Source organism: Telluria beijingensis (assembly GCF_030770395.1).
Taxonomy (GTDB): domain Bacteria; phylum Pseudomonadota; class Gammaproteobacteria; order Burkholderiales; family Burkholderiaceae_D; genus Telluria; species Telluria beijingensis.
In genome coordinates this window covers 2,969,830-2,990,788 of sequence record NZ_CP132480.1, presented here as the reverse complement: position 1 = coordinate 2,990,788, position 20,959 = coordinate 2,969,830, and the positions used below count along the sequence as shown (strand labels likewise).

18 protein-coding genes are annotated in these 20,959 nt (G+C 65.8%); 8 read left to right on the top strand and 10 right to left on the bottom strand.

Annotated elements, in window-relative coordinates; all coding sequences use genetic code 11:
- The first annotated feature begins 33 nt into the window (after positions 1 to 33).
- On the top strand, positions 34 to 1,620 hold the full coding sequence (locus tag Q9246_RS13240) for a carboxylesterase/lipase family protein (RefSeq protein ID WP_306398007.1): 1,587 nt from the start codon (positions 34 to 36) through the stop codon (positions 1,618 to 1,620).
- 21 nt (positions 1,621 to 1,641) lie between these two features.
- Here the strand turns inward: Q9246_RS13240 and Q9246_RS13235 are convergent, their stop codons facing one another.
- The 6 genes from Q9246_RS13235 to Q9246_RS13210 form a co-directional block, all read right to left on the bottom strand.
- Positions 1,642 to 1,935, bottom strand: coding sequence for a GIY-YIG nuclease family protein (locus tag Q9246_RS13235; RefSeq protein WP_306398006.1), 294 nt, complete (start codon positions 1,933 to 1,935; stop codon positions 1,642 to 1,644).
- Between the two features lie 284 nt (positions 1,936 to 2,219).
- Positions 2,220 to 3,452, bottom strand: coding sequence for an argininosuccinate synthase (locus tag Q9246_RS13230; RefSeq protein ID WP_306398005.1), 1,233 nt, complete (start codon positions 3,450 to 3,452; stop codon positions 2,220 to 2,222).
- Between the two features lie 113 nt (positions 3,453 to 3,565).
- Positions 3,566 to 4,489 (bottom strand): ornithine carbamoyltransferase, encoded by a 924-nt coding sequence (argF, locus tag Q9246_RS13225; RefSeq protein ID WP_306398004.1) that lies wholly within the window; start codon positions 4,487 to 4,489, stop codon positions 3,566 to 3,568.
- Positions 4,490 to 4,572: 83 nt separating this feature from the next.
- Entirely contained in the window at positions 4,573 to 5,487 is a 915-nt protein-coding gene (rsgA, locus tag Q9246_RS13220; RefSeq protein ID WP_306398003.1) for a ribosome small subunit-dependent GTPase A, read from the bottom strand.
- Positions 5,484 to 5,816, bottom strand: coding sequence for a 4a-hydroxytetrahydrobiopterin dehydratase (locus tag Q9246_RS13215; protein WP_306398002.1), 333 nt, complete (start codon positions 5,814 to 5,816; stop codon positions 5,484 to 5,486). Before Q9246_RS13215 ends, rsgA begins: the two co-directional genes overlap by 4 nt.
- The gene (locus Q9246_RS13210) at positions 5,813 to 7,075 is read right to left on the bottom strand and encodes a M48 family metallopeptidase (protein WP_306398001.1); all 1,263 of its coding nucleotides are present in this window, start codon (positions 7,073 to 7,075) and stop codon (positions 5,813 to 5,815) included. The genes Q9246_RS13215 and Q9246_RS13210 overlap by 4 nt, the downstream gene beginning before the upstream one ends.
- 58 nt (positions 7,076 to 7,133) lie before the next feature.
- On the opposite strand from Q9246_RS13210, the gene orn reads away from it, so the two are divergent.
- From orn to Q9246_RS13195, 3 genes are all read left to right on the top strand, one after another.
- Complete coding sequence (gene orn, locus Q9246_RS13205; RefSeq protein WP_306398000.1) at positions 7,134 to 7,718, top strand: oligoribonuclease; 585 nt, start codon at positions 7,134 to 7,136, stop codon at positions 7,716 to 7,718.
- Positions 7,719 to 7,792: 74 nt separating this feature from the next.
- Entirely contained in the window at positions 7,793 to 10,306 is a 2,514-nt protein-coding gene (locus Q9246_RS13200) for a hybrid sensor histidine kinase/response regulator (protein WP_306397999.1), read from the top strand.
- 109 nt (positions 10,307 to 10,415) lie between these two features.
- Complete coding sequence (locus tag Q9246_RS13195; RefSeq protein ID WP_306397998.1) at positions 10,416 to 11,525, top strand: HPP family protein; 1,110 nt, start codon at positions 10,416 to 10,418, stop codon at positions 11,523 to 11,525.
- A 144-nt stretch (positions 11,526 to 11,669) separates the two neighbouring features.
- Here the strand turns inward: Q9246_RS13195 and Q9246_RS13190 are convergent, their stop codons facing one another.
- Together Q9246_RS13190 and Q9246_RS13185 are read right to left on the bottom strand one after the other, a co-directional pair.
- The gene (locus Q9246_RS13190) at positions 11,670 to 12,365 is read right to left on the bottom strand and encodes a UPF0149 family protein (protein WP_306397997.1); all 696 of its coding nucleotides are present in this window, start codon (positions 12,363 to 12,365) and stop codon (positions 11,670 to 11,672) included.
- Positions 12,366 to 12,508: 143 nt separating this feature from the next.
- Positions 12,509 to 13,546, bottom strand: coding sequence for an alpha/beta hydrolase (locus tag Q9246_RS13185; RefSeq protein WP_306397996.1), 1,038 nt, complete (start codon positions 13,544 to 13,546; stop codon positions 12,509 to 12,511).
- Between the two features lie 158 nt (positions 13,547 to 13,704).
- Between Q9246_RS13185 and Q9246_RS13180 the strand changes: the two genes are divergently transcribed.
- Complete coding sequence (locus tag Q9246_RS13180) at positions 13,705 to 14,712, top strand: serine/threonine protein kinase (protein WP_422802371.1); 1,008 nt, start codon at positions 13,705 to 13,707, stop codon at positions 14,710 to 14,712.
- A 95-nt stretch (positions 14,713 to 14,807) separates the two neighbouring features.
- Positions 14,808 to 17,201, top strand: coding sequence for a coiled-coil domain-containing protein (locus Q9246_RS13175; RefSeq protein ID WP_306397994.1), 2,394 nt, complete (start codon positions 14,808 to 14,810; stop codon positions 17,199 to 17,201).
- Positions 17,202 to 17,366: 165 nt separating this feature from the next.
- On the opposite strand, the gene Q9246_RS13170 is transcribed toward Q9246_RS13175, so the two are convergent.
- Together Q9246_RS13170 and Q9246_RS13165 are read right to left on the bottom strand one after the other, a co-directional pair.
- On the bottom strand, positions 17,367 to 17,795 hold the full coding sequence (locus Q9246_RS13170) for a hypothetical protein (protein ID WP_306397993.1): 429 nt from the start codon (positions 17,793 to 17,795) through the stop codon (positions 17,367 to 17,369).
- Positions 17,796 to 17,915: 120 nt separating this feature from the next.
- Positions 17,916 to 18,974, bottom strand: a complete 1,059-nt coding sequence (locus Q9246_RS13165; RefSeq protein WP_306397992.1) for a DUF475 domain-containing protein — start codon at positions 18,972 to 18,974, stop codon at positions 17,916 to 17,918.
- A gap of 157 nt (positions 18,975 to 19,131) precedes the next feature.
- On the opposite strand from Q9246_RS13165, the gene Q9246_RS13160 reads away from it, so the two are divergent.
- On the top strand, positions 19,132 to 19,554 hold the full coding sequence (locus tag Q9246_RS13160) for a divergent PAP2 family protein (RefSeq protein ID WP_306397991.1): 423 nt from the start codon (positions 19,132 to 19,134) through the stop codon (positions 19,552 to 19,554).
- A gap of 238 nt (positions 19,555 to 19,792) precedes the next feature.
- On the top strand, positions 19,793 to 20,932 hold the full coding sequence (locus Q9246_RS13155; RefSeq protein ID WP_306397990.1) for an efflux RND transporter periplasmic adaptor subunit: 1,140 nt from the start codon (positions 19,793 to 19,795) through the stop codon (positions 20,930 to 20,932).
- Positions 20,933 to 20,959: the final 27 nt, after the last annotated feature.

The following is a 20,959-nucleotide window of genomic DNA, read 5'->3' as shown; positions in this document are numbered from 1 at the left end:
TCTCGACCCTCGACCAACACCATGAAGGCTGACATGAATTCGAAACGACTGTTCCTGACCACCGGCGCCAAACTCCTGCTGGCCGCCGGCCTGATGCTGCAGGCGCCCGCCTGGGCCGCCGCGTTCACCGACGCTACCGCCGAACTGCGCACCCCGTCCGGCGTGCTGCGCGGCCAGGATGGCGGCGACGTCGCGCGCTACCTCGGCATCCCCTACGCCCAGCCGCCGGTCGGCGCGCTGCGCTTCAAGGCGCCGCAGTCGGCTGCGCCATGGAGCGGCGTGCTGGAAGCGAAGGCCTTCCCCAAGGCGCCGATCCAGATGCCGATCGGGCCCAGCAAGTACGTGCCGGTGGGGCCCGAGTATTCCGAGGATTGCCTGTACCTGAACGTGTGGACGCCGAAGACGCCGGGCCCGCATCCGGTGTACGTGTACATCTACGGCGGCGGCAACGTGGCCGGCACCACCAGCATGCCGGTGTTCGACGGCGCCAATATGGCGCGCCAGGGCGTGGTGGTGGTGTCGGTCGCCTACCGCGTGGGCGTGTTCGGCTTCATGGACGTGAGCAGCGTGCTGGGCCAGGACTACGTCGGCAGCGGCAACAACGGCCTGCTGGACCAGATCAAGGGCCTGGAGTGGATCCAGAAGAATATCGCGGCCTTCGGCGGCGACCCGGGCCGCGTGACGATCGGCGGCCAGAGCGCCGGCGGCAAGAACGTGGTGTCGCTGCTGGCGATGCCTGCCGCGAAAGGCCTGTTCCACGGCGCGATCAGCCAGAGCGGCGGCGGCCAGACCCTGGCCACGCCAACCATGGCGAGCGAAGTCACCGAAGGCATCCTGGCGCGGGCTGGCCTGGACAAGAGCCGCGCGCGCGAGCTGACGACCTTGCCGGCCAAGGATCTGCTGGCGGCCCAGGTCAAGCTGATCGCCGAGAACTCCTATAAATATCCGTTCCGCGGCGTGGTCGATGGCGTCACGATGCCAGTACTGCCGGTGGCGGCGCTGGCGCAGGGTGTGGCGCGCGATATCCCGGTCATCATGGGCACCGCGCGCGACGAGAATGCGTTCTTTGGCCCGGCCAAGACCATGAACGGCAATATCGAGGGCAAGGAGCTGGCCAACCTGCCCCTTAGTGAATTCGACAAGGTGTTCTCGAAGTATCCGAAAGCCTTCCCCAGGCTGAACGACGCCCAGCTGCGCTACAAGGCCCTGAGCGCGGTGGAATACTGGATCCCGACCGTGCGCATGGCCGAGGCCCAGGCCAAGGGCGGCGGCAAGGCCTATGTGTACCGCCTCGACATGCCGTTCGCCAGCGGCGAGAAGGTGGGGTATGCGGTACACGGCTCGGAACTGGCGCTGGTATTCGACAACCTGCACGATTCGACGGCGCCGCACCTGGGGCCGGTCGGTCCCGAGGCCGAGCAGTTGAAGGACGTGATGTTCGGGCAGTGGCTGTCGTTTATCAAGACCGGGCGCCCGGCGGCGGGCAATGCGCCGGCCTGGCCGGCGTATGACCTGGCCAAGCGGCCGACCATGGTGTTCGATGCCAGGCCGAAGCTGCGCGTGCAGTCGGATCTGGATGCGACCGAGCGCAAGCTGTGGGCGGAGTGGGAGCCGCGCTGATGCGTGCGACGTGACCTGGGCTCACTGGCAGATGTCGGGGTACAAGTCACGCCAGGCAGGATTGATCGACTGGATCAGGTTGATTTTCCAGTCGCGGTTCCAGCGTTTGAGCTGTTTTTCGCGGGTGATGGCGGCGGTGATGTCGGTGTGGATTTCGTACCAGACCAGGCGCTTGATGTCATAGTGTTTCGTGAAGCTGTGTACTGCAGCTTCCTTGTGCTGCCAGATGCGTTTGATCAGGTCGGAGGTGACGCCGATATAGAGGGTGCCGTAGGGGCGGCTGGCCAGCATGTAGACGTAGGAGGGCTTGTCCATGAGGGCCAGTTTGCGTGTGCGGGTGCGGGGTGGGCTTGTGGCGGCGCAAAGTAGCTTGGGTTCCCGCCTGCGCGGGAACGACGTTGGGTGTGGTGGCGGAATGCGAACAACGAGGCTCCGGCCACGTCCCCTGGCACGTCGTTCCCGCGCAGGCGGGAACCCAAGTTCGCCAGCACACCACCCACGCCTTCACACCCACCAGCCCAAACCCAAAAACGAAAAACCGCCCGAAGGCGGTTTATTTGCTTGCCCAGAACCGGCCGCACAACCGGTCCACGACAATCTTACTGCCCGCGCTTCGCGCGCGCCTTCGCAGCGATGCGCATGCGCAGCGCGTTCAGCTTGATGAAGCCGCCCGCATCCGCCTGGTTGTAGGCGCCGCCGTCTTCGTCGAAGGTGGCGATAGTCATGTCGAACAGCGAATCGGTCTTCGAATCGCGCGACACGACGATCACATTGCCCTTGTACAGCTTGATGCGCACCCAGCCGTTCACGGTCGCCTGGGTATGGTCGATCAGCGTCTGCAGCGCGACGCGTTCCGGCGCCCACCAGTAGCCGTTATAGATCAACGATGCATAGCGCGGCATCAGGTCGTCCTTCAGGTGCGCCACTTCGCGGTCCAGCGTGATCGATTCGATCGCGCGGTGCGCGCGCAGCATGATGGTGCCGCCCGGGGTTTCATAGCAGCCGCGCGACTTCATGCCGACGTAGCGGTTTTCCACCAGGTCCAGGCGGCCGATGCCGTGCTTGCCGCCCAGGCGGTTCAGCTCGGTCAACACGGCGGCCGGCGACAGGCGCTTGCCATTCAGGCCGACGATGTCGCCTTTTTCGTATTCGATATCGAGGTACTCGGCTTCATCCGGCGCCTGCTCGGGCGACACGGTCCAGCGCCACATCGATTCCTCGGCTTCGGCGCTCGGGTTTTCCAGGTGACGGCCTTCGAACGAGATGTGCAGCAGGTTGGCGTCCATCGAGTAGGGCGCGCCGCCGTTCTTGTGCTTCATGTCGATCGCGATGCCGGCGTCTTCCGCGTACTTCAGCAGTTTTTCGCGCGACAGCAGGTCCCATTCGCGCCATGGCGCGATGACCTTGACGTCCGGCTTCAGCGCATAGGCGCCCAGCTCGAAGCGCACCTGGTCGTTGCCCTTGCCGGTCGCGCCGTGCGAGATGGCGTCGGCGCCGGTCTCGTTGGCGATCTCGATCAGGCGCTTGGCGATCAGCGGACGCGCGATCGAAGTGCCCAGCAGGTACTCGCCTTCATACACGGTGTTGGCGCGGAACATCGGGAACACGAAGTCGCGTACGAACTCTTCGCGCACATCGTCGATATAGATATTCTCTGGCTTGATGCCGAACTTCAGCGCCTTGGCGCGCGCCGGTTCCAGTTCTTCACCCTGGCCGAGGTCGGCGGTAAAGGTGACGATTTCGCAGTTGTAATTGTCCTGCAGCCATTTCAGGATGACGGAGGTGTCGAGACCGCCGGAATAGGCAAGGACTACTTTCTTGATGTCGCTCATGGGAGTTCCAGTGATGGAGGGATGGTAGGGGAATGATGGTCAGCTGGCGCGCAAATCCATCCCGTCATTACAACAGGATGGACGGCCAACGATCAAGCTTCGGGGGTAAAAAATTAGTCTTCAATACGGCCGAGCAGCAGGTACTCGATCAGGGCTTTCTGCACGTGCAGGCGGTTCTCGGCTTCGTCCCAGACCACCGATTGCGGGCCGTCGATGACGCCGGCCGAGACTTCCTCGCCGCGGTGCGCAGGCAGGCAGTGCATGAAGAGGGCGTCGTCGGCCGCACGCGCCATCTTGGCTTCGTCGACGATGAAGCCGTCAAACGCTTTCAACCGTTCTGCGTTTTCCTTCTCGTAGCCCATGCTGGTCCAGACGTCGGTATTGACCAGGTGGGCACCTAGACAGGCTTCCGACGGATCGTCGAACAGGGTGTAGCGCGAAGTCGATACCAGGCTCGGATCGATCTCGTAGCCCTTCGGCGTCGATACGTTCAGGTGGAAGCCGAATACCTCGGCCGCCTGCAGCCACGAGTACAGCATATTGTTGGCGTCGCCGATCCAGGCCACCGTCTTGCCGGCGATCGAGCCGCGGTGTTCCCAGAAGGTGAACACGTCGGCCAGCACCTGGCAGGGGTGGTGTTCGTTGGTCAGGCCGTTAATCACCGGTACGCGCGAATTGGCGGCGAAGCGCTCGATGATGTCCTGGCCGAAGGTGCGCACCATGATGATGTCGCACATGCGGCTCATGACCTGGCCGGCGTCTTCGACCGGCTCGCCGCGGCCCAGCTGGCTGTCGCGGGTATTCAGGTAGATGGCGGCGCCGCCCAGCTGGTGCATGCCGGCCTCGAAACTGAGGCGGGTACGGGTCGAGCTCTTTTCGAACACCATCACCAGGGTGCGGTCGACCAGCGGATGATAGACCTCGTAGGCCTTGAACTTGCGCTTGATGATCGCCGCGCGCTTGATGACGTATTCGAACTCGTCGCGCGTGAAGTCGGAGAATTGCAGGAAGTGCTTGATCGGAGTGGTGCCTGGCATAATCTGGTCTACTCGTTTGTTGTCCCTTGAATTATAAGGGCTTTTTCTTTCCGTTAGGGAAAGTGACGGTTTCTGCTTGTTTATTAGTACAGGGTCTGTGACGACTCGTGCAGCAGCTGCGCATACAGCTCGTGGCGCATGCGCGCGATCTTGCCTTCGGCGACCGCGTCCAGCACCGCGCATTGCGGCTCGGCCAGGTGGCGGCAGTTGTAATATTTGCAGCCGCCCAGGTAGGGCGTGAACTCGACGAAGGCGCGTTCCAGCATCCCTTCGGTCAGGTGATACAGGCCGAATTCCTGGAAGCCGGGCGAATCGATGATCGCCGAAGGCTTCCCATCCACCTCGGGCAGCCAGTACAGGCGGGTAAACGTCGTGGTGTGCTTGCCCGTGTCGAGGGCCGCCGAGATCTCGCGCACCGCGATGTCGGCGTCCGGCACCAAGAGGTTGATCATCGACGACTTGCCCATGCCCGACTGGCCGATGAAGATCGACGAGTGGCCCGCCAGCAGTGGCGCCAGCTTGGCCACGGTCTCCTCGGGCCGGGCCTTGGCCGACACCTCGTGCACCGGATAACCCAGCGCGGCATACGGCGCGACCCGTTCGCGCGCGCGCGGCAGCAGGTCGTCGACGTCGATCTTGTTCAGGATGAGGTGGGCCTCGATGCCGGCCGCCTCGCAGGCCACCAGCGCGCGCGAGACCAGGTCGTCGGTGAAGCCGGGTTCGGTGGCGACGACGATGAACAGGCGCGAGATGTTCGCCGCCAGCAGCTTCGATTTATACTGGTCGGAGCGGTAGAGCAGGGTGGTGCGCTCGGCGATCTTCTCGATCACGGCCTGGTCGTTCGAGGTGCGCTTGAGGTGCACGACGTCGCCCACGGCGACATTGGTCTTCTTGCCGCGCGTGACGCATTGCAGCTTTTCGCCGTTCGCGTCGGCCAGGTAGTGACGGCCATGGGCCGCAATGATGGTTCCAGTCAGGGTGTCGAGTGAGTCGCTCATGCGCTGGTGATTCCTTGGTAAAGCGCATTCACTTTCGCGGCGCAGATAAAATCGTTTTCGGTCAGGGCGCCGCCGGCCGAGTGGGTGCTCCACGTCACGCGGCAGGTGGCATAGCCGACCGTCATTTCAGGATGATGGTCCTGGGCTTCGGCGACCTGCGCCACCGCGTTCACGAAGGCGATGGTGGCGCGGTAGTCCGGCAGGCGGAATTCGCGCGACAGGATGCCGTCGACCGACATCCAGCCAGGGACGTCAGCCAGTAGCGCATCGATCGCCCAGGGATCGAGCGCCTTCGCATTGTGGACGCAGTCGCGGTGTTCGAGCTTCATGCGCCCGCCATCGTCAGGTGTTTCACCCGCACCGAGGCCGGCGGATGCGAATCGTAGAAGGCCGAATGCAGCGGATCCGGCGTCAGGGTCGAGGCGTTATCCTCGTACATCTTGACCAGGGCCGACACCAGGTGGCGACTGTCGGTATGCTGCGCCGCGAAGGCATCCGCCTCGAATTCGTGCTTGCGCGACGTGATCGAGGACAGCGGCGCCAGCGGGAAGGTAAACACCGGCAGTACCAAAACGAAGAGCAACAGGGCCATGCCGTCGTTCGCGGCGTTCATGAAGGGCAGCACGCCCAGGCCCGTATAGAACCAGGCCTGGCCTTTCAGGTAGCCGAGCAGGGCCAGGAAGGCCAGCGACATGGCGAACATCACGGTCACGCGCTTGACGATGTGGCGCAGCTTGAAGTGGCCGAGTTCGTGCGCCAGCACGGCCTCGATCTCTTGCGGCTCGAGGCGCGACAGCAGGGTGTCGAAGAACACGATGCGCTTGGCGCGGCCGAGGCCGGAGAAATAAGCGTTGCCGTGGGCGCTGCGCCTGGAACCGTCCATCACGAACAGGCCGCGCGACGCAAAGCCGACGCGCGCCATCAGGCCTTCGATGCGCTGCTTGAGGCTGGCGTCTTCGAGCGGGGTGAATTTATTGAACAGCGGCGCGATCACGCTCGGGTAGACCGCGATCATGAGCAGCTGGAAGCCGCTCCACACCAGCCAGGTGTAAAACCACCACAGGTCTCCCGACTTTTCCATCAGGGTCAGCACGACCCACAGCAGCGGCAGGCCGATCACGGCGCCAACGACTGCGCCCTTGACCATGTCAGTGACCCACAGGCCGGGTGTCATCTTGTTGAAGCCGAAGCGCTGCTCCAGCACGAACTGGCGGTACCAGTCGAGCGGCAGGTCGAGCAGGCCGGAGACTATGCCGAAGGCCACCACCAGCGCCATCTGGTGCCACAGGCCCGGCCCGGTCAGCGGCAGGATGGCCAGCGACAGCAGCTGCAGGCCGCCCAGCAGGGTAAAGCCGATCAGGACCGCGCCGCCCCACAGCATGCCCACCAGGCCGAGGCGGGTCTTGGCGACGGTATAGTCGGCCGCTTTCTGGTGCGCCGCCAGCGGCACCTTTGGCGCAAACTCGGCCGGCACGCTGGCGCGGTGGCGCGCGATATGGCGGATATGGCGCGCGGCCAGCCAGGTGCGCAGCACCAGGGTCAGCACGAAGAAAACGACGAACAAAACCGAAAACCCGAATGAAGACATTCTGTGCCTGTGAGAAAATGCAGGATTGGATAAAACACGACTAGGCAAAGAGAGAATTATGTCACAAGCTACACCAACCACCGAGTCCGCCGCGGCCCAGCGTCCCAACGAGTTCAACCTGGTCTGGGTGGACATGGAAATGACCGGCCTGGATCCGGACAACGACCGCATCATCGAGGTGGCGGTGGTTGTCACCGATCCCGAGCTGAACGTCATCGCCGAGGGCCCGGTATTCGCCATCCACCAGTCGGACGCCACCCTGGACAAGATGGACAACTGGAACAAGGGCACCCACGGCAAGTCGGGCCTGATCGACCGCGTGAAGGCGTCGACCGTCACCGAAGCCCAGGCCGAGCAGGAACTGATCGCCTTCCTCAAGAAATACGTACCGGCCAATAAATCGCCGATGTGCGGCAACTCGATCTGCCAGGACCGCCGCTTCATGGCGCGCGGCATGCCGAAGCTGGAAGCCTTCTTCCACTACCGTAACCTGGACGTGTCGACCCTGAAGGAATTGTGCCGCCGCTGGAAGCCCGAGGTCGCCAGCGGTTTCAGGAAGGCCCAGAAGCACACGGCGCTGGCCGACATCACCGAGTCGATCGACGAGCTGCGCTATTACCGCGAGCATTTCATCCAGAAATAGTCGGATAAAAAATGCGGTAAAAACAGCAAAAAAACAGTGCTGTATTGATAAGCAGGTGTGCGACAATCGGCGGTATGGTTCCGCTCCCGCATACCGCTTTCTCGAGTGATGGCCAGGTGGCGGCGCGCATGCGCGGCCACGACTGGCATACGTCCAGCCTCGGCGCTCCCGAGGGCTGGCCGCCGCCGCTGCGCACCGCGGTGGAGATGATGCTGCATTCGTCCTTCCCGATGTTCATCGCGTGGGGCCCGCAGCTCGCCTTCCTGCACAACGACGCCTATATTCCCATCCTGGGCGAGCGCCATCCGTGCGCGCCGGGGCTGCCTTTCGCCGAAGTATGGCCGGAAGCCTGGCCCGAGCTGCAACCGCTGGTCGAGCGCACCATGGCGGGCGAGGCGGTGTTCTTCGAAGACCTCGAACTGAGCCTGCTGCGCAACGGCTACCCGGAGCGCGCCTGGTTCACCTTCTCGTATGCGCCGCTGTACGATGGCGCCGGCCAGGTCGGCGGCCTGTTCTGCACCTGCATGGAAACCACGGGCCGCGTGCTGGCAGAGCGCCGCGCCGCCTTCCAGCTCAGGGTATCCGACGCCCTCGGCCCACTGGAAGATCCGGGCGAGGTGATCGCCACCGCCAGCGCCCTGCTGGGCGTCGAGCTGGGCGCGGCGCGGGTGCTGTACGCCGAGATCGATCCGATCAGCGGCCAGCTGGACGCCCCGCGCCTGTGGCCCGACCAGGGCGCCGCGCCGCGCTCGCCGCTGCAGGACTTTCCTCCCGCGGTAGTGGACGAGCTGCGCAGTGGGGCCGTGGTGCGCATCCACGATGCCGCCAACGACCCGCGCGCCGCCTGGCACGATGAACGCATCGGCGCCTTGCTGGTGGTGCCGCTCGTCAAATCGGGCCGCCTGATCGCCTGCCTGGGCGCCGATGCGCCGACGCCGCGCTCCTGGACCGCCCACGACGTGCGGCTCGCCTGCGACGTGGCCGAGCGCACCTGGGCCGCGGCCGAGACCGCGCGCGCCCAGGCGCTGCTGCGCGAGGAACGCGACCGCAGCCGCGACATCTTCGACAATATCTCCGAAGGCTTCGCCCTGTTCGACCGCAACTGGATCATGCAGCGCATGAATGCGGAGGGCTTGCGCATCTGCGCCGTCACGCGCGAAGAGGTTATCGGCCGCAACCACTGGGAAGTGTTCACCGCGATGGCCGACAGCGAGGCTGGCCACATGTACCGGCGCGTGATGGACACGCGCCGCGCCGGCGCCGCCGAACAGTGTCATACCTTCCCGGACGGCCGCCGCATCTGGACCGATATCCGCGCCTATCCGACCCAGGACGGCGGCATCGCCAGCTTCTTCCGCGACATCACCGACCGCAAGCTGGCGGAAGATAAATTAATGGAAGCCGACCGCCGCAAGGACGAATTCCTGGCGATGCTGGCGCACGAGTTGCGTAATCCGCTGGCGCCGATCAGCGCCGCCGCCGAGCTGCTGCGCATGGGCAATATGGACGAGCGCCGGGTGCACCAGAGCAGCACCATCATCGGGCGCCAGGTGCGCCACATGACGCGCCTCGTGGACGACCTGCTGGACGTGTCGCGCGTCACGCGCGGCCTCATCACCCTGGGCCAGGCGCGGGTGGCGGCGCGCACCGTGGTCGAGGAAGCGGTGGAGCAGGTGCGGCCGACGATCGACGCGCGCTCGCAGCAACTGGGCGTGCGCCTGCCGCCCGATACGGCGGCGGTGCGCGGCGACAAGGCGCGCCTGGTGCAGGTGGTGGCCAATGTGCTGGGCAATGCGGCCAAGTACACGCCGCCCGGGCGCGGCATCGACCTGCGCGCCGAGGTGCTGGGCACGCGCCTGGTGCTGAGCGTGCGCGACGAGGGCATCGGCATGGACCGCGAGCTCACCGGCCGCGTATTCGACCTGTTCACCCAGGCCGAGCGCTCGTCCGACCGCTCGCAGGGCGGCCTGGGGCTCGGACTGGCCCTGGTCAAGCACCTGGTCGAGCTGCATGGCGGCACGGTCGGCTGTTCCAGCCCGGGCCTGGGCAAGGGCAGCACCTTCGTGATCAGCCTGCCGCTGCTGCACGAAGAAGACGCGCCGGCGCCCGAACCTGGCGCGGCCTGTCCGGCCGGCGAGGCGGTCTTGCGCATCCTGGTGGTGGACGACAACCATGACGCCGCCGAGACGCTGGGCCTGCTGCTGTCGGCCCAGGGCCACGAGGTGGCGATCGAGCACGGGTCGTTACCGGCGCTCGAACGCGCGCGCAGCGTGCGGCCTGATGTGTGCCTGCTCGACATCGGCCTGCCCGAAATGGACGGCCGCGAACTGGCGCGCCGCCTGAAGGCCGACCCGGCGACCAGCGGCGCGACCCTGGTCGCGATCACCGGCTACGGCCAGCAGCAGGACCGCGACGCCGCGCTGGCCGCCGGTTTCCAGCATCACCTGGTCAAGCCGGTCAATGTCGACATCCTGCTGCGGGTGCTCGAGGGCGTGCGCAGTGAGGCGGGGGAGGCGGGGGAGGCGGGCGCAGGATCAGGAGCAGGCGCAACCCACGACCCGGGCCAGCAAACCGTCGCACCCGCGTAGGCGGGTGCCCAAGTCGCTCGAGCAGTCAGTTGCACCAATTCTGGACTGTCTTGCACCCATTTCGTGCAAATGTGCTGTAATAACAGTCTTTGCGCTCAACGTTGGTGCAATGCCATCCTTTCTTCTTACCCTGCTGCGGCGGCCGCACCCGGTCGCCTTGCCGCCCATGGGCCAGGCGCGGGCCGCGTTCGGCGCGCTGTTCGGCCTGGCGCTGTCCGGTGTCCTGAGCCAGCTCGTGCTGGCCTGGAGCGCGCCCGGCTTCCATGCCGCCTGGCTGGTCGCCCCCATGGCGGCGTCGGCCGTGCTGCTGTTCTGCGTGCCCGCCAGTCCCCTGGCCCAGCCCTGGCCGGCCATCGGCGGCAATCTGGTCTCGGCCCTGGTGGGCGTCGCCTGTGCCCAGCTGGTGCCGGAACCGATGTTCGCCGCGCCGCTGGCTGGCGGCCTGGCGATCGCCGTGATGTTCCTGCTGCGCTGCCTGCACCCGCCGGGCGGGGCGGTGGCCATGACGGCGGTGCTGGGCGGATCGGAAGTACACGAGTTGGGACTGGGTTTCGCTCTGGCGCCGGTCGGCTTGAACACAGTGCTGCTGGTGCTGGCGGCGCTGCTCTACAACCGGGTGACGGGCGCTCACCACGTGCACAAGCCCGCCCCAGCGCCATCGGCCGTGGCGGCCGAGGACATCGACGCCGCGCTGGAGCACTTCGGCGAAGCGCTCGACGTCTCGCGCGACGACCTGGCCGTGATCGTCAACGAGGCCGAACACCACGCTGCCGAGCGCCGTGCGCGCATGCTGCAGGCGGGCGACGTGGTGGTGCCGCCGCTGGCGCGGCTGGCGCCCGACATGCCGCTGGCGACGGCGCGCGCCATCCTGCTCAGGCACGGCCTGCCGTCCTTGCCGGTGGTGGATGGAGAAGGGCGGCTGCATGGGGTGCTGACCCTGAAGTCCCTGCTGCACGAGGTGGCGCAGGCCGAGGCGCGCAGTTTCAGGACGCGGGCGCTGGGTGTGCTGGGCGGGAAGAAGGACGCGGCGCGGGTGGCCGAACTGATGATGACCGGGATCGCCGTGCAGGCCATTCAACCGGCCAGCGCGGTGGCCGCGCTGGCGGGACGCCACGGTCTGGCGCGGGTGCCGGTGATCGATGGGGCGGGCAAGCTGGTGGGGATGGCGGGGCCGGTCGAAGTGCTCGATGCCTTGCATGGCGTCCAGCTGGCCGCGTGATGCTGCTGTGAACGTGGCGTGGACGGCTCTGCCGTCCACGTGGTGACGGTTATCCGCTCCGGTTTCGCGCTGGATGGATTTATCTGCCAACTATCACCGCGTGGAAGGCGAAGCCTTCCACCCTACGATCCAATACGGCGAATTTTATTGAGCCGATTCCGCCCCGCAGCACTTCTTGAACTTCTTGCCGCTGCCGCAAGGGCAATCGTCGTTGCGGCCGACCTTCGGCTCCTCGCGCACCACGGTCTCGACCGCGGCCTTGCGCAGCGGCAGCCAGTAGCGGTAGATGGCCGGGACATTGGCCTCGATTTCCAGGGCCAGCGCGTGGATCTTGTGCGGGTTGTCGACCAGGGCCAGTTCTTCTTCATCGATCTCGTCGGCGCCCAGCAGGTAGATCGGGCGCGCCAGTTCGGCCACGTCCGAGCTCCAGATGGAATCCCAGGAGTCGGCGCGCAGTTCGACGCCTTCCCAGAAGCCCCAGCACCAGGCTTCCGGATCGATCAGCACCTTGCCTTCGAATTCATGCTCGACGAACAGTGGCTCGAATTCCTTGGGCGAGACTTCGAACGTGATCAGGACTTCGTTCATGAAGCGCATGATCAGGTTGACGATTTTTTCTTCCTCGCGCTGGTTCTTCCACTTCGGCGCGTCCGCGGCGTCCTCGCCCCATACCTTTGGCAGCCATTCGGCCGGCATGATGGTTTCCGGCCCGATCGCGATCGCGGTCAGGAAGCCGTGCAGGGTGTCCATCGTCATCGCGTCGTCGGAGCAACGGTCGGATAACAGGAACTGGTCGAGTTCGTCGAATTCTTTTTCGGAGAGGGGCTGTTCGAGATGCATGGGAGTGTCTGGTGGTGGCGCGCGGGCGCCGGTTGTGCGTAAAGGCGCCAGTGTAACGCCTGCGCCGCCGTGCGGCACGAAAAAAACCGCTATCCACAAGGCAGATGGCGCCGCGGCGCAACGGCCGCGGCGCCGGGACGGGATCAGCGCTTGGCGTTGAAGGCCTTGGCCAGTTCGTCGGCGGCGAACTGCTGGGCTTCCTTGGCTTTCGGCACCACGGCGCCCATGCCGAAGAATTCATGGGTCACGCCCGTGAAGTGGCGGTAGTTGACGGTCACGCCTTCTTTCTTGAGACGGTCGGCGTACGCCTTGCCCTCAGTCATCAGCGGATCGATCTCGGCCGTGATCACGGTCGCCGGCGGCAAGCCCTTGAGCGAGGTCGCCTTCAGCGGCAGCGCGTATGGGCTCTTCGGATCGGCGCCATAGTGCTTGAAGAACCAGCCCATCATCGCCTTGTTGAGCGGCTTGGCGTTGGCATTCTTCTTGTACGATTCGTTGTTCATGTCGTTGTCGACGACTGGATACACCAGCAACTGGTGCAGCGGCAGCTGGGCTTTCTGGTCGCGCGCCATCATCGAGACCACGGTCGCGAGGTTGCCGCCGGCCGATTCGCCGGCCACCGCCACGCGCATCGGGTCGCCATTGAACTGCTTCGCGTTCTCGATCGCCCATTTGTAGGCGGCGAAGGCGTCTTCAGGCTGGGTCGGGAAGGTGTGTTCGGGCGCCAGGCGATAGTCGGCCGACACCACGATCGCCTTGGCGCCCTTGGCCAGCGCGCGCACCGACGCTTCATACACCTTGGTGTCGGCGATCACGAAGCCGCCGCCGTGGTAGTAGACGATGACCGGGAACGGTCCCGTGCCCTCGGGCGTGAAGATATGGACCGGGAAGCTGCCGCCCTTGCCCTGGACCGTCTGCGTCTTCATGGTGACGCCCGGTTCCGGCGCGGTGCTCTGGCCGGCATCCGACAGCACTTTCTTGACCGCGTCGGCGGCGCTCGGCTGCTTGCGCGCCTCGGCCGGCGTCAAGGTCTCGATCGGCTTCGGTTTCAGCGCGGCCATCGCGTCCAGCACCTTTTGCATGGCCGGCTCGGCCTTTGGCGGCTGGGCATTCTGGGCGATGGCGGTACCAGCTAGCATGCCGGCGGCGAGGGCGACCAGGGTCAGGGTCATCTTTTTCATAAGGTTCCAATCAGGTGTCACGCCAACGCGGAATGCGTCTGGCTGTGTTTGTGACATGAAACCTTGTATCAATGTCTTTACTCTGTGCGGCCGCGAACCCAGCAAGGGTGAATCGCGGGCGATTTCCGCTTCGCCGTGCGCCACCGTACAATGCGGGCATGGATAACATGACCACAGCCGGCGACACGCCTGAACACCCTTTCTCCCGCCTCGATCCCGCCCTGGTGATGGACGCGCTCGACAGCGTCGGGCTGTACGGCGACGGCCGCCTGCTGGCGCTGAATAGCTACGAGAACCGGGTCTACCAGGTCGGACGCGAAGAAGGGGCGCCGGTGGTGGTCAAGTTCTACCGCCCGGCGCGTTGGAGCGATGAGGCCATTCTCGAGGAACACGCCTTCGTGGCCGAGTTGGTCGAGCAGGAAGTGCCGGTGGTGCCTGCCATGGTCATCGATGGCAAGACGCTGCACGACTACGAAGGCTTCCGCTTTTCGGTGTTCGAACGGCGCGGCGGCCGCGCGCCCGAACTGGGCGACCCGGCCGTGCTGGAATGGATTGGCCGTTTCATCGGCCGTATTCACGCCCAGGGCGCGGCCAGGCCATACCAGCATCGTCCTGCGCTCGACCCGGTCACCTTTGGCCGCCAGCCCTATGACTGGCTGCGCAGCCATGATTTCATCCCGCCTGAGCTGATGGCGGCCTGGTCGAGCGTGGTCGAGCAAGCCCTCGATGGGGTGGCGCGCTGCTACGAGCGGGCCGGCGAGTTGCCCCTCTTGCGCCTGCATGGCGACTGCCACGGCGGCAACGTGCTGTGGACGCCCGACGGCCCGCATTTCGTCGACTTCGACGACAGCCGCATGGGGCCAGCGGTGCAGGACTTGTGGATGCTGCTCTCGGGCGAGCGTCACGAGATGGTGCGCCAGATGGGCGACGTCTTGGCCGGCTATGAAGATTTTGCCGAATTCCACCCGCGCCAGCTGTACCTGGTCGAGGCCTTGCGCACCCTGCGCCTGATTCATTACTCGGCCTGGCTGGCGATGCGATGGGACGATCCGGCCTTTCCGGCGGCTTTCCCCTGGTTTAACACCCAGCGCTACTGGCAAGACCGCATCCTGGAGCTGCGCGAGCAGGTGGCCCTGATGGACGAGCCGCCGCTATGGCCCGTCTAATGGATGAGCTGAACCAATATTGCCGCCCAGTTCCGCGTAGCAGCCGGAACGGTTTTACTGGATAATCGACCAGACCGCCGCCACCGAGACCTCGCATGGAACCGAATCCAGCCAAGCAAGACGATGCCGACCTGCCGAATGACCTGATGCCTGCTGCGCCGGCGCCGGACGCGCCTGTGCCGGACGCCCCTACGCCGGGCGCCCCTACGCCGGGCGCCCGCAAGCCGCTGGAAATGCGCGAGATCCAGGAAGCGATCGCGCGCGTCGAAGCCGAGGCCAAGGCCAACGTCGCCGCCGAGAGCCGCCAGACCGCCGAGTCGCGCGCCCGCGCGCTGGCCGAGGAGCGCGCCGCCCTCGACGCCGCCGCTGCTGCCGCCGCGCTGGCCAATTCCCAGGCCTCCGAAGACGCGATCGCAGCCAACCGCGACCGGCTGGATTCGCTGCGCGCCGCGGCGAAAGCGTCGGCCGAGCGCCTGGAAGCGATCCGGCAAGAGACCGCCGAGCTGCGCGAACGGGTCAAGAGCGATACCGAGATCCGGCTGGCGACCGAGGCCCGCTCGCGCTCCGAAGAAGAAGCGCGGCGCCGCGCCGCGGCCCAGATGGAGGCCGAGGCGGAGCTGTCGGCCAAGGCGGCCCGCGCGGCTGACGAGCTGGTGGCGCATACCGAACAGGCGCGCCTGCAGGCCGCCGAGCGCATGGCGGCGGTGGAGGCGGCGAAGGAAGAAGTGCTGCACAACGCCAGCGCCGACGCCCGTATCGCGATCCTGGCGCGCGAGCGCGAGCGCGCCGAAAAAGCCGCGCGTCAGACCGCCGAGAAGCTGGCCCAGGCCGAGACCGAGGCGCTGGAACTGACGCAACAGCGCGAACGCGCCGACCAGGTGGCGCTGGCCTCGGCCTTCTCGCGCGCCGCGGCCGAGGCGCGCGCGCTGGAAGAAGCGCGCGCCTACGCCCATATCGAACAGGAGCGCGAGGCGATCGCGCTGGCCCAGGCCGAATCCGAGCGGGTCGCGGCCCAGTCGCTGCGCATGCGCCTGCAGACCGAGAAGGAATTGCGCGACGCCGCCACCCACCGCGAGCGCCTGGAGCAGATGGCAGCCGCCAGCGCCGAGGCGCGGCGCGAGGCCGAGACGCGCATCCTGGCCGCGACCGAGGCCCGCATCGAGACCGACCGCAAGCTGCGCCTGGTGGCCGAAGACCGCGCCCGCGCCGAGGAAGAAGCGGACGAGCAGGTGCAGGCCCGGCTCGAGGCCGAGGCCGTGGCGGCGCTCGAGGCGCGCGCGCGCCGTGCGGCCGACGAGGCGGCGGTGGAGGCGGCCAAGGCTGAGGCCGAGGAACACCGGCGCGAGCAGGCCCTGGCTGAACAAAAAGCGGCCCTGGCCCGCGAGGCGGCCGAGATCCAGGCCAAGCGCAATGCCGACGAGGCGGATGCGGTGGCATTCGACGCCGAACTGGTCGAACTGCAGCGCCAGGCCGCGCAACTGGCCGAGCAAAAGCGCGAAGAAGCCGAACGCCTGGTCCAGCTCGAACGCGAGCGGGTCGCGGCCGAGGCCGAAGCGCTGGCCCAGCTCGAGCACAAGGTGGCGGCCGAACAGGAATCGATGCTGGCGGCCCAGGCGCGCAGCGAAGCCGAAGCCGCCGCCGCCGCGGCGCTGGCCGCCAGGGCGCAGGCCGAGCGGCGCCTGGAAGAAGCCCAGCGCGCCACCTTCGAAGCGCAGCAGGCCCAGCAGGATGCGGTAGCGGAAGAAGCGGCGCAGGCCGAGTCGACCCGCGACGCCCAGCAGGCGCATGCGCGCCGCGCGCAGGAACTGGCCCAGGCCCAGGCCGAGCGGGCCGAGGTCGAGCGCCAGCAGGTGGCGTTGACCGAGCAGGCGATCGGCGCCGAGCGCGAGGCCGCCCGGTCGGCACGCGAATCGCTGGCCCTGGTCGAGCGCAAGCTGGCCGCCCAGCGCGCCCAGGCCGCGGCCGACGCCCGCGCCAACGAGGCGCAGGCGGCGCGGCTGGCGTCGGAACACGCCGCCGCCCAGGCCGCCGAGGCGCGCGCCGAGGCCGAGGAAGCGCAGGCGCGCCTGGCGCGCGAGCGCGAACTGGTCGAGCAGGCCGCGGTGCAGTCGGCGGTGGAAAAACGCGAAGCCCAGCGCGCGTTGCTGGAACACGCCCAGCAGCATGCCGAGATGCAGCGCAAGGCGGCGCATGCCACCTTGCAGATGGCCGATGCGCGCAAGCACCTGGTGAATTTGGAAAGCAAGCGCCAGGACGAACAGGCCGCCGAGCTGGCGGCGACCGAACGCGAAATCGGCGAGCGCAAGGTGGAAGCCGGCCAGCGCTCGGTGTCGGCGGATTTGACGCGCGAAGTGCTGGGAAGGTTCAAGCAGTCGCAGGCGAAGGCGGGGGACACCTCGGCCGCGCAGGCGGCGGCGAGGCTGGCGGAAGTGATTGCGGCCCAGCGCGAGCTGGATCGGGATATGGATCGGAACAAGGATCGGGAATGATACATGTGGGCAATGCATCCCACGTCTCCGCCAACCCGGGTCCCGACGCACGTCGTTCCCGCGTAGGCGGGAACCCAAGTTTGCCGCTCAGTTGCTACGGGATGAGCTGGTGGCTGCTTGAATGACTTGGATTCACGCCTGCGCGGGAACGACGTGGGGGTGTGCTTACTGCACTGGCGTCCGATTTTCCATCCCACCTTGCGCCTGGCTCGGCGACACCGGATCCACCGGCCCGGTCACCGCGCGCTTCACGAAATACTCGGTATCGCCAAAGCAGCTGGTCGGCACGCCCTTGTGCTGCTCGTAAGAGATCTGCACGCGGCGTCCGATATTGCTGTTCAACTGCTGCACCACCGCCTCGTCGCGCACGGTGAAGGCGAAGCGCTCCGGAATCGCCCCCGGCATGCTCGACAGCAGGATCTCCCCTTCCCAGGTCTTGCACAACCAGCCCTTCTTGGAGAAGGTCTGCAGGTAGCCGGCGCGGTCGCCCTCGGAATACGCCCAGGTCAGGGTGAACCAGGTATACAGGGAACCGAGCACTGCCACGACGGCGATGACGGACAGCAGGATGGCGGAAGAACGGGCTTTGGGCATGGTCGGGCAGGGCAATCGAAAAGTGGTCGGGGATTGTCAATATGGCAGCGCAGAAGCGATGCGCGCCCATTCTGCCATGCCTTGCGGTAATCGCAAACCGCGAATCTCATCCAGACATGTTTAACCAGTGCGCGCCGCCATCTCGGCCTCTTGCGCCGCGATCTTGCGCCGATAACGTATGGACGACCACAGCGACACCAGGATGAAGGCCAGCCCCGACAGCCCGGTAAACCATTCCGGGATGTGATAGTGCACGCTGGCGAACATGATCATCGCCAGGATCCCGATCGCGTAGTGTGCCCCATGCTCGAGGTAGACAAATTCCTGCAGCGTGCCCTTATAGACCAGGAACACGGTCATCGAACGCACGAACATGGCGCCGATCGCCAGCCCCAGCATGATGATGACGACGTCGTTGGTAATCGCAAACGCCCCGATCACGCCGTCGAAGCTGAACGAGGCGTCCAGCACCTCCAGGTAGAGAAAGCCGCCGATGCTGCCCTGCGAGATCATGGCGCCGACCGACGGGTCTTCTTCCTTCTCTTCGAGCAGCCCGCTGAGCCACTTGACGCCGATATAGATGAGCACCCCGGTCACCCCGGCGATCAGTACCGCCAGCTTGCGCACCTCGGGCATCAGGCTCATGGCGCCGATCACGCCCAGCAGGGTGAGCAGGACCGCCAGCCCTTCGGTGCCATACCTGCCCACCTTGCTCTCGAACCAGCCAAACCAGTGCAATTCCTTTTCTTCGTCGAATAAAAAGTTCAGGAACACCAGTAGCAGGAAGGCGCCGCCGAAGGCCGCGACCTCGGCGTGGTGCTCGGTCAGGTGGCGCGAATACTCGTTGGGATTGTCGATCGCCATATGCCAGACGTCGAACAGGCCAAGGCCGGTGGCGGCGGCAACGATGACCAGCGGGAACAGCAGGCGCATGCCGAACACGGCCACCAGGATGCCGACGGTCAGGAACAGCTTGCGCCAGAATTCGTTCCAGTGCTTGAGGACCGAGGCATTGACGACGGCATTGTCGAAAGAAAGCGACACTTCGAGCACGCCCAGGATGGCGGTGATCCACAGTGCTTGCAGCAGGCCGGGCAGGCCCTTATGCTCGTAACCCCACCAGCCGGCGAGGGTCATCAGGACTGCCGTGACGATGAAGGACCACCTGAAATGCCGCATGCCTGCCTCTTGTAGGGATAGCCGTGTGGGAGCAATATTACCGTGTCTGCGGTAAATACGCCGGTTCCGACAGTCACCCAGAAAGTCGCCCAGAAAGTCGCCCCTGAGCTCTTGCTTCTGAGATAATTCCGCCCAGCATTTTTCAACCTGAGACATCATGGAAATTATCTACCTCGTGACACCGGTGCTGACCTGGATGGTGGTCGGTCCGATCAAGTTTCTCATCTCCAGCGTGCGACTGCGGCGCTGGGCCTTCGACCTGGTCGGCAATGGCGGCTTTCCCAGTAACCATAGCGCGGTCGTATCGAGCATGGCCACGCTGATCGCGCTGCGCGAGGGCATGGGCCATCCGGCCTTTGGCGTGGCGGTCACGCTCGCCTTCATCGTCATGATCGACGCCAACAGCCTGCGCCAGCATGTCGGCCGCCACGCGGTGTCGATCAACCGCCTGCACGACGGGAAAGAAGATTACGTGATCCTGCGCGAGCGCATGGGCCATACCAAGATCGAGATCGCGGGCGGCGTCCTGACCGGCATCGGCATGGGCTTCCTGATCAGCGCCGTCCTGGGCGGCGCCTGATATGTATGTACGCCGGCGTCCATTGTGCGGACGTCCGGCTGTCCGTTTTAATCCGGTAACGGACCTGCATTTCGTCCGGGCTGGAATGCAGCTCATCGCCAAAAAACGCAGTTCATCCATCGAATTCGGCGTTATACAGGTTCGTCAATTGACGCCCCCGGGGCCCTCCTGAATACTGCGCGCTGAGTATCCATCCTCATTTTTATAAAAAAACCAAGTCCTTCTCTGGAGAACCAATATGCTGCGCAAGACCCTCCTCGTTCTAGCCATCGCCACAAGCCTCGTCGCCTGCGGCAAGGATTCCGCCAAGGCCCCTGGCCAGGCCAAGGACAACAAGCCGACGCAGCTGACGGTGGCGCCCGAGGACGTGCTGACGGTCCAGAGCGATTCGATCTCGTCGGGCCCGGTGATCACCGGTTCGATCCAGCCCGAGCGCCGCGCCGACCTGCGCGCCGAGGTATCCGCCATCGTGCTCCAGGTGCTGAAGGAAAACGGCGAGCCGGTCAAGCGCGGCGACGTGCTGGTGCGCCTCGACGAAACCTCGATCCGCGACACCCTGACTTCGGCCGAGGATGCGCAGCGCGCCGCCACCCTGGCGCTGGAGCAGGCCAACCGCCAGCTCGAGCGTCTCAAGACCCTGACCGCTTCCGGCATGACTTCGGCCAAGGCCCTGGACGACGCCGAGATGGCGCGCAACAACGCCCTGAGCGAACTGTCGGCATCGAAGAGCCGCGTCGCCACCGCGCGCCAGCAACTGGCCCGCACCACGGTGCGCGCGCCGTTCGACGGCATCGTCTCCGAGCGCAAGGTATCCAATGGCGATACCGCCACCATCGGCAAGGAACTGGTGAAAGTGATCGATCCGACCAGCATGCGCTTCGAAGGCGCGGTGTCGGCCGATTCGGTCAGCACGGTCAAGGTCGGCCAGAAAGTCAATTTCCGCGTCAACGGCTATGCCGACCAGCAGTTCGCCGGCATCGTGAAAAGGATCGACCCTGCAGCCAACCCGGTCACGCGCCAGGTCGAGGTGCTGGTGGGCTTTGCCGACAAGTCGCAGCCGCGCGTGGCCGGCCTGTATGCCGAGGGCCGGGTCGACGCCGCCGCCACCGACGCCCTGATGCTGCCGGAAAGCGCGCTGGTGCGCGTGGGCGACGACAGCCACACCTGGCGCATCAAGGACAAGACCCTGTCCAAGGTCAAGCTGGTGGTCGGCGCGCGCGACCCGCGCACCGGCAACCTCGAAGTCAAGCAGGGCCTGGCCGCCGGCGACATCGTGCTGCGCGCCCCGACCTCGAACCTGAAGGATGGGCAAAAAGTCGACATGCCGACCGCGCGCGTGGCCAGCGCCGCCACCGGCGCCGCCGCCCAAGGCAAGTAATACGGGAAACACATAAGGAAAACAACC

Excerpts from the sequence above, each read along its gene's own strand:
- Q9246_RS13240 (WP_306398007.1), top strand. The coding sequence starts at position 34 with ATGAATTCGAAACGACTGTTCCTGACCACCGGCGCCAAACTCCTGCTG.
- Q9246_RS13235 (WP_306398006.1), bottom strand. The coding sequence starts at position 1,935 with ATGGACAAGCCCTCCTACGTCTACATGCTGGCCAGCCGCCCCTACGGC.
- Q9246_RS13230 (WP_306398005.1), bottom strand. The coding sequence starts at position 3,452 with ATGAGCGACATCAAGAAAGTAGTCCTTGCCTATTCCGGCGGTCTCGAC.
- argF (WP_306398004.1), bottom strand. The coding sequence starts at position 4,489 with ATGCCAGGCACCACTCCGATCAAGCACTTCCTGCAATTCTCCGACTTC.
- rsgA (WP_306398003.1), bottom strand. The coding sequence starts at position 5,487 with ATGAGCGACTCACTCGACACCCTGACTGGAACCATCATTGCGGCCCAT.
- Q9246_RS13215 (WP_306398002.1), bottom strand. The coding sequence starts at position 5,816 with ATGAAGCTCGAACACCGCGACTGCGTCCACAATGCGAAGGCGCTCGAT.
- Q9246_RS13210 (WP_306398001.1), bottom strand. The coding sequence starts at position 7,075 with ATGTCTTCATTCGGGTTTTCGGTTTTGTTCGTCGTTTTCTTCGTGCTG.
- orn (WP_306398000.1), top strand. The coding sequence starts at position 7,134 with ATGTCACAAGCTACACCAACCACCGAGTCCGCCGCGGCCCAGCGTCCC.
- Q9246_RS13200 (WP_306397999.1), top strand. The coding sequence starts at position 7,793 with ATGGTTCCGCTCCCGCATACCGCTTTCTCGAGTGATGGCCAGGTGGCG.
- Q9246_RS13195 (WP_306397998.1), top strand. The coding sequence starts at position 10,416 with ATGCCATCCTTTCTTCTTACCCTGCTGCGGCGGCCGCACCCGGTCGCC.
- Q9246_RS13190 (WP_306397997.1), bottom strand. The coding sequence starts at position 12,365 with ATGCATCTCGAACAGCCCCTCTCCGAAAAAGAATTCGACGAACTCGAC.
- Q9246_RS13185 (WP_306397996.1), bottom strand. The coding sequence starts at position 13,546 with ATGAAAAAGATGACCCTGACCCTGGTCGCCCTCGCCGCCGGCATGCTA.
- Q9246_RS13180 (WP_422802371.1), top strand. The coding sequence starts at position 13,705 with ATGGATAACATGACCACAGCCGGCGACACGCCTGAACACCCTTTCTCC.
- Q9246_RS13175 (WP_306397994.1), top strand. The coding sequence starts at position 14,808 with ATGGAACCGAATCCAGCCAAGCAAGACGATGCCGACCTGCCGAATGAC.
- Q9246_RS13170 (WP_306397993.1), bottom strand. The coding sequence starts at position 17,795 with ATGCCCAAAGCCCGTTCTTCCGCCATCCTGCTGTCCGTCATCGCCGTC.
- Q9246_RS13165 (WP_306397992.1), bottom strand. The coding sequence starts at position 18,974 with ATGCGGCATTTCAGGTGGTCCTTCATCGTCACGGCAGTCCTGATGACC.
- Q9246_RS13160 (WP_306397991.1), top strand. The coding sequence starts at position 19,132 with ATGGAAATTATCTACCTCGTGACACCGGTGCTGACCTGGATGGTGGTC.
- Q9246_RS13155 (WP_306397990.1), top strand. The coding sequence starts at position 19,793 with ATGCTGCGCAAGACCCTCCTCGTTCTAGCCATCGCCACAAGCCTCGTC.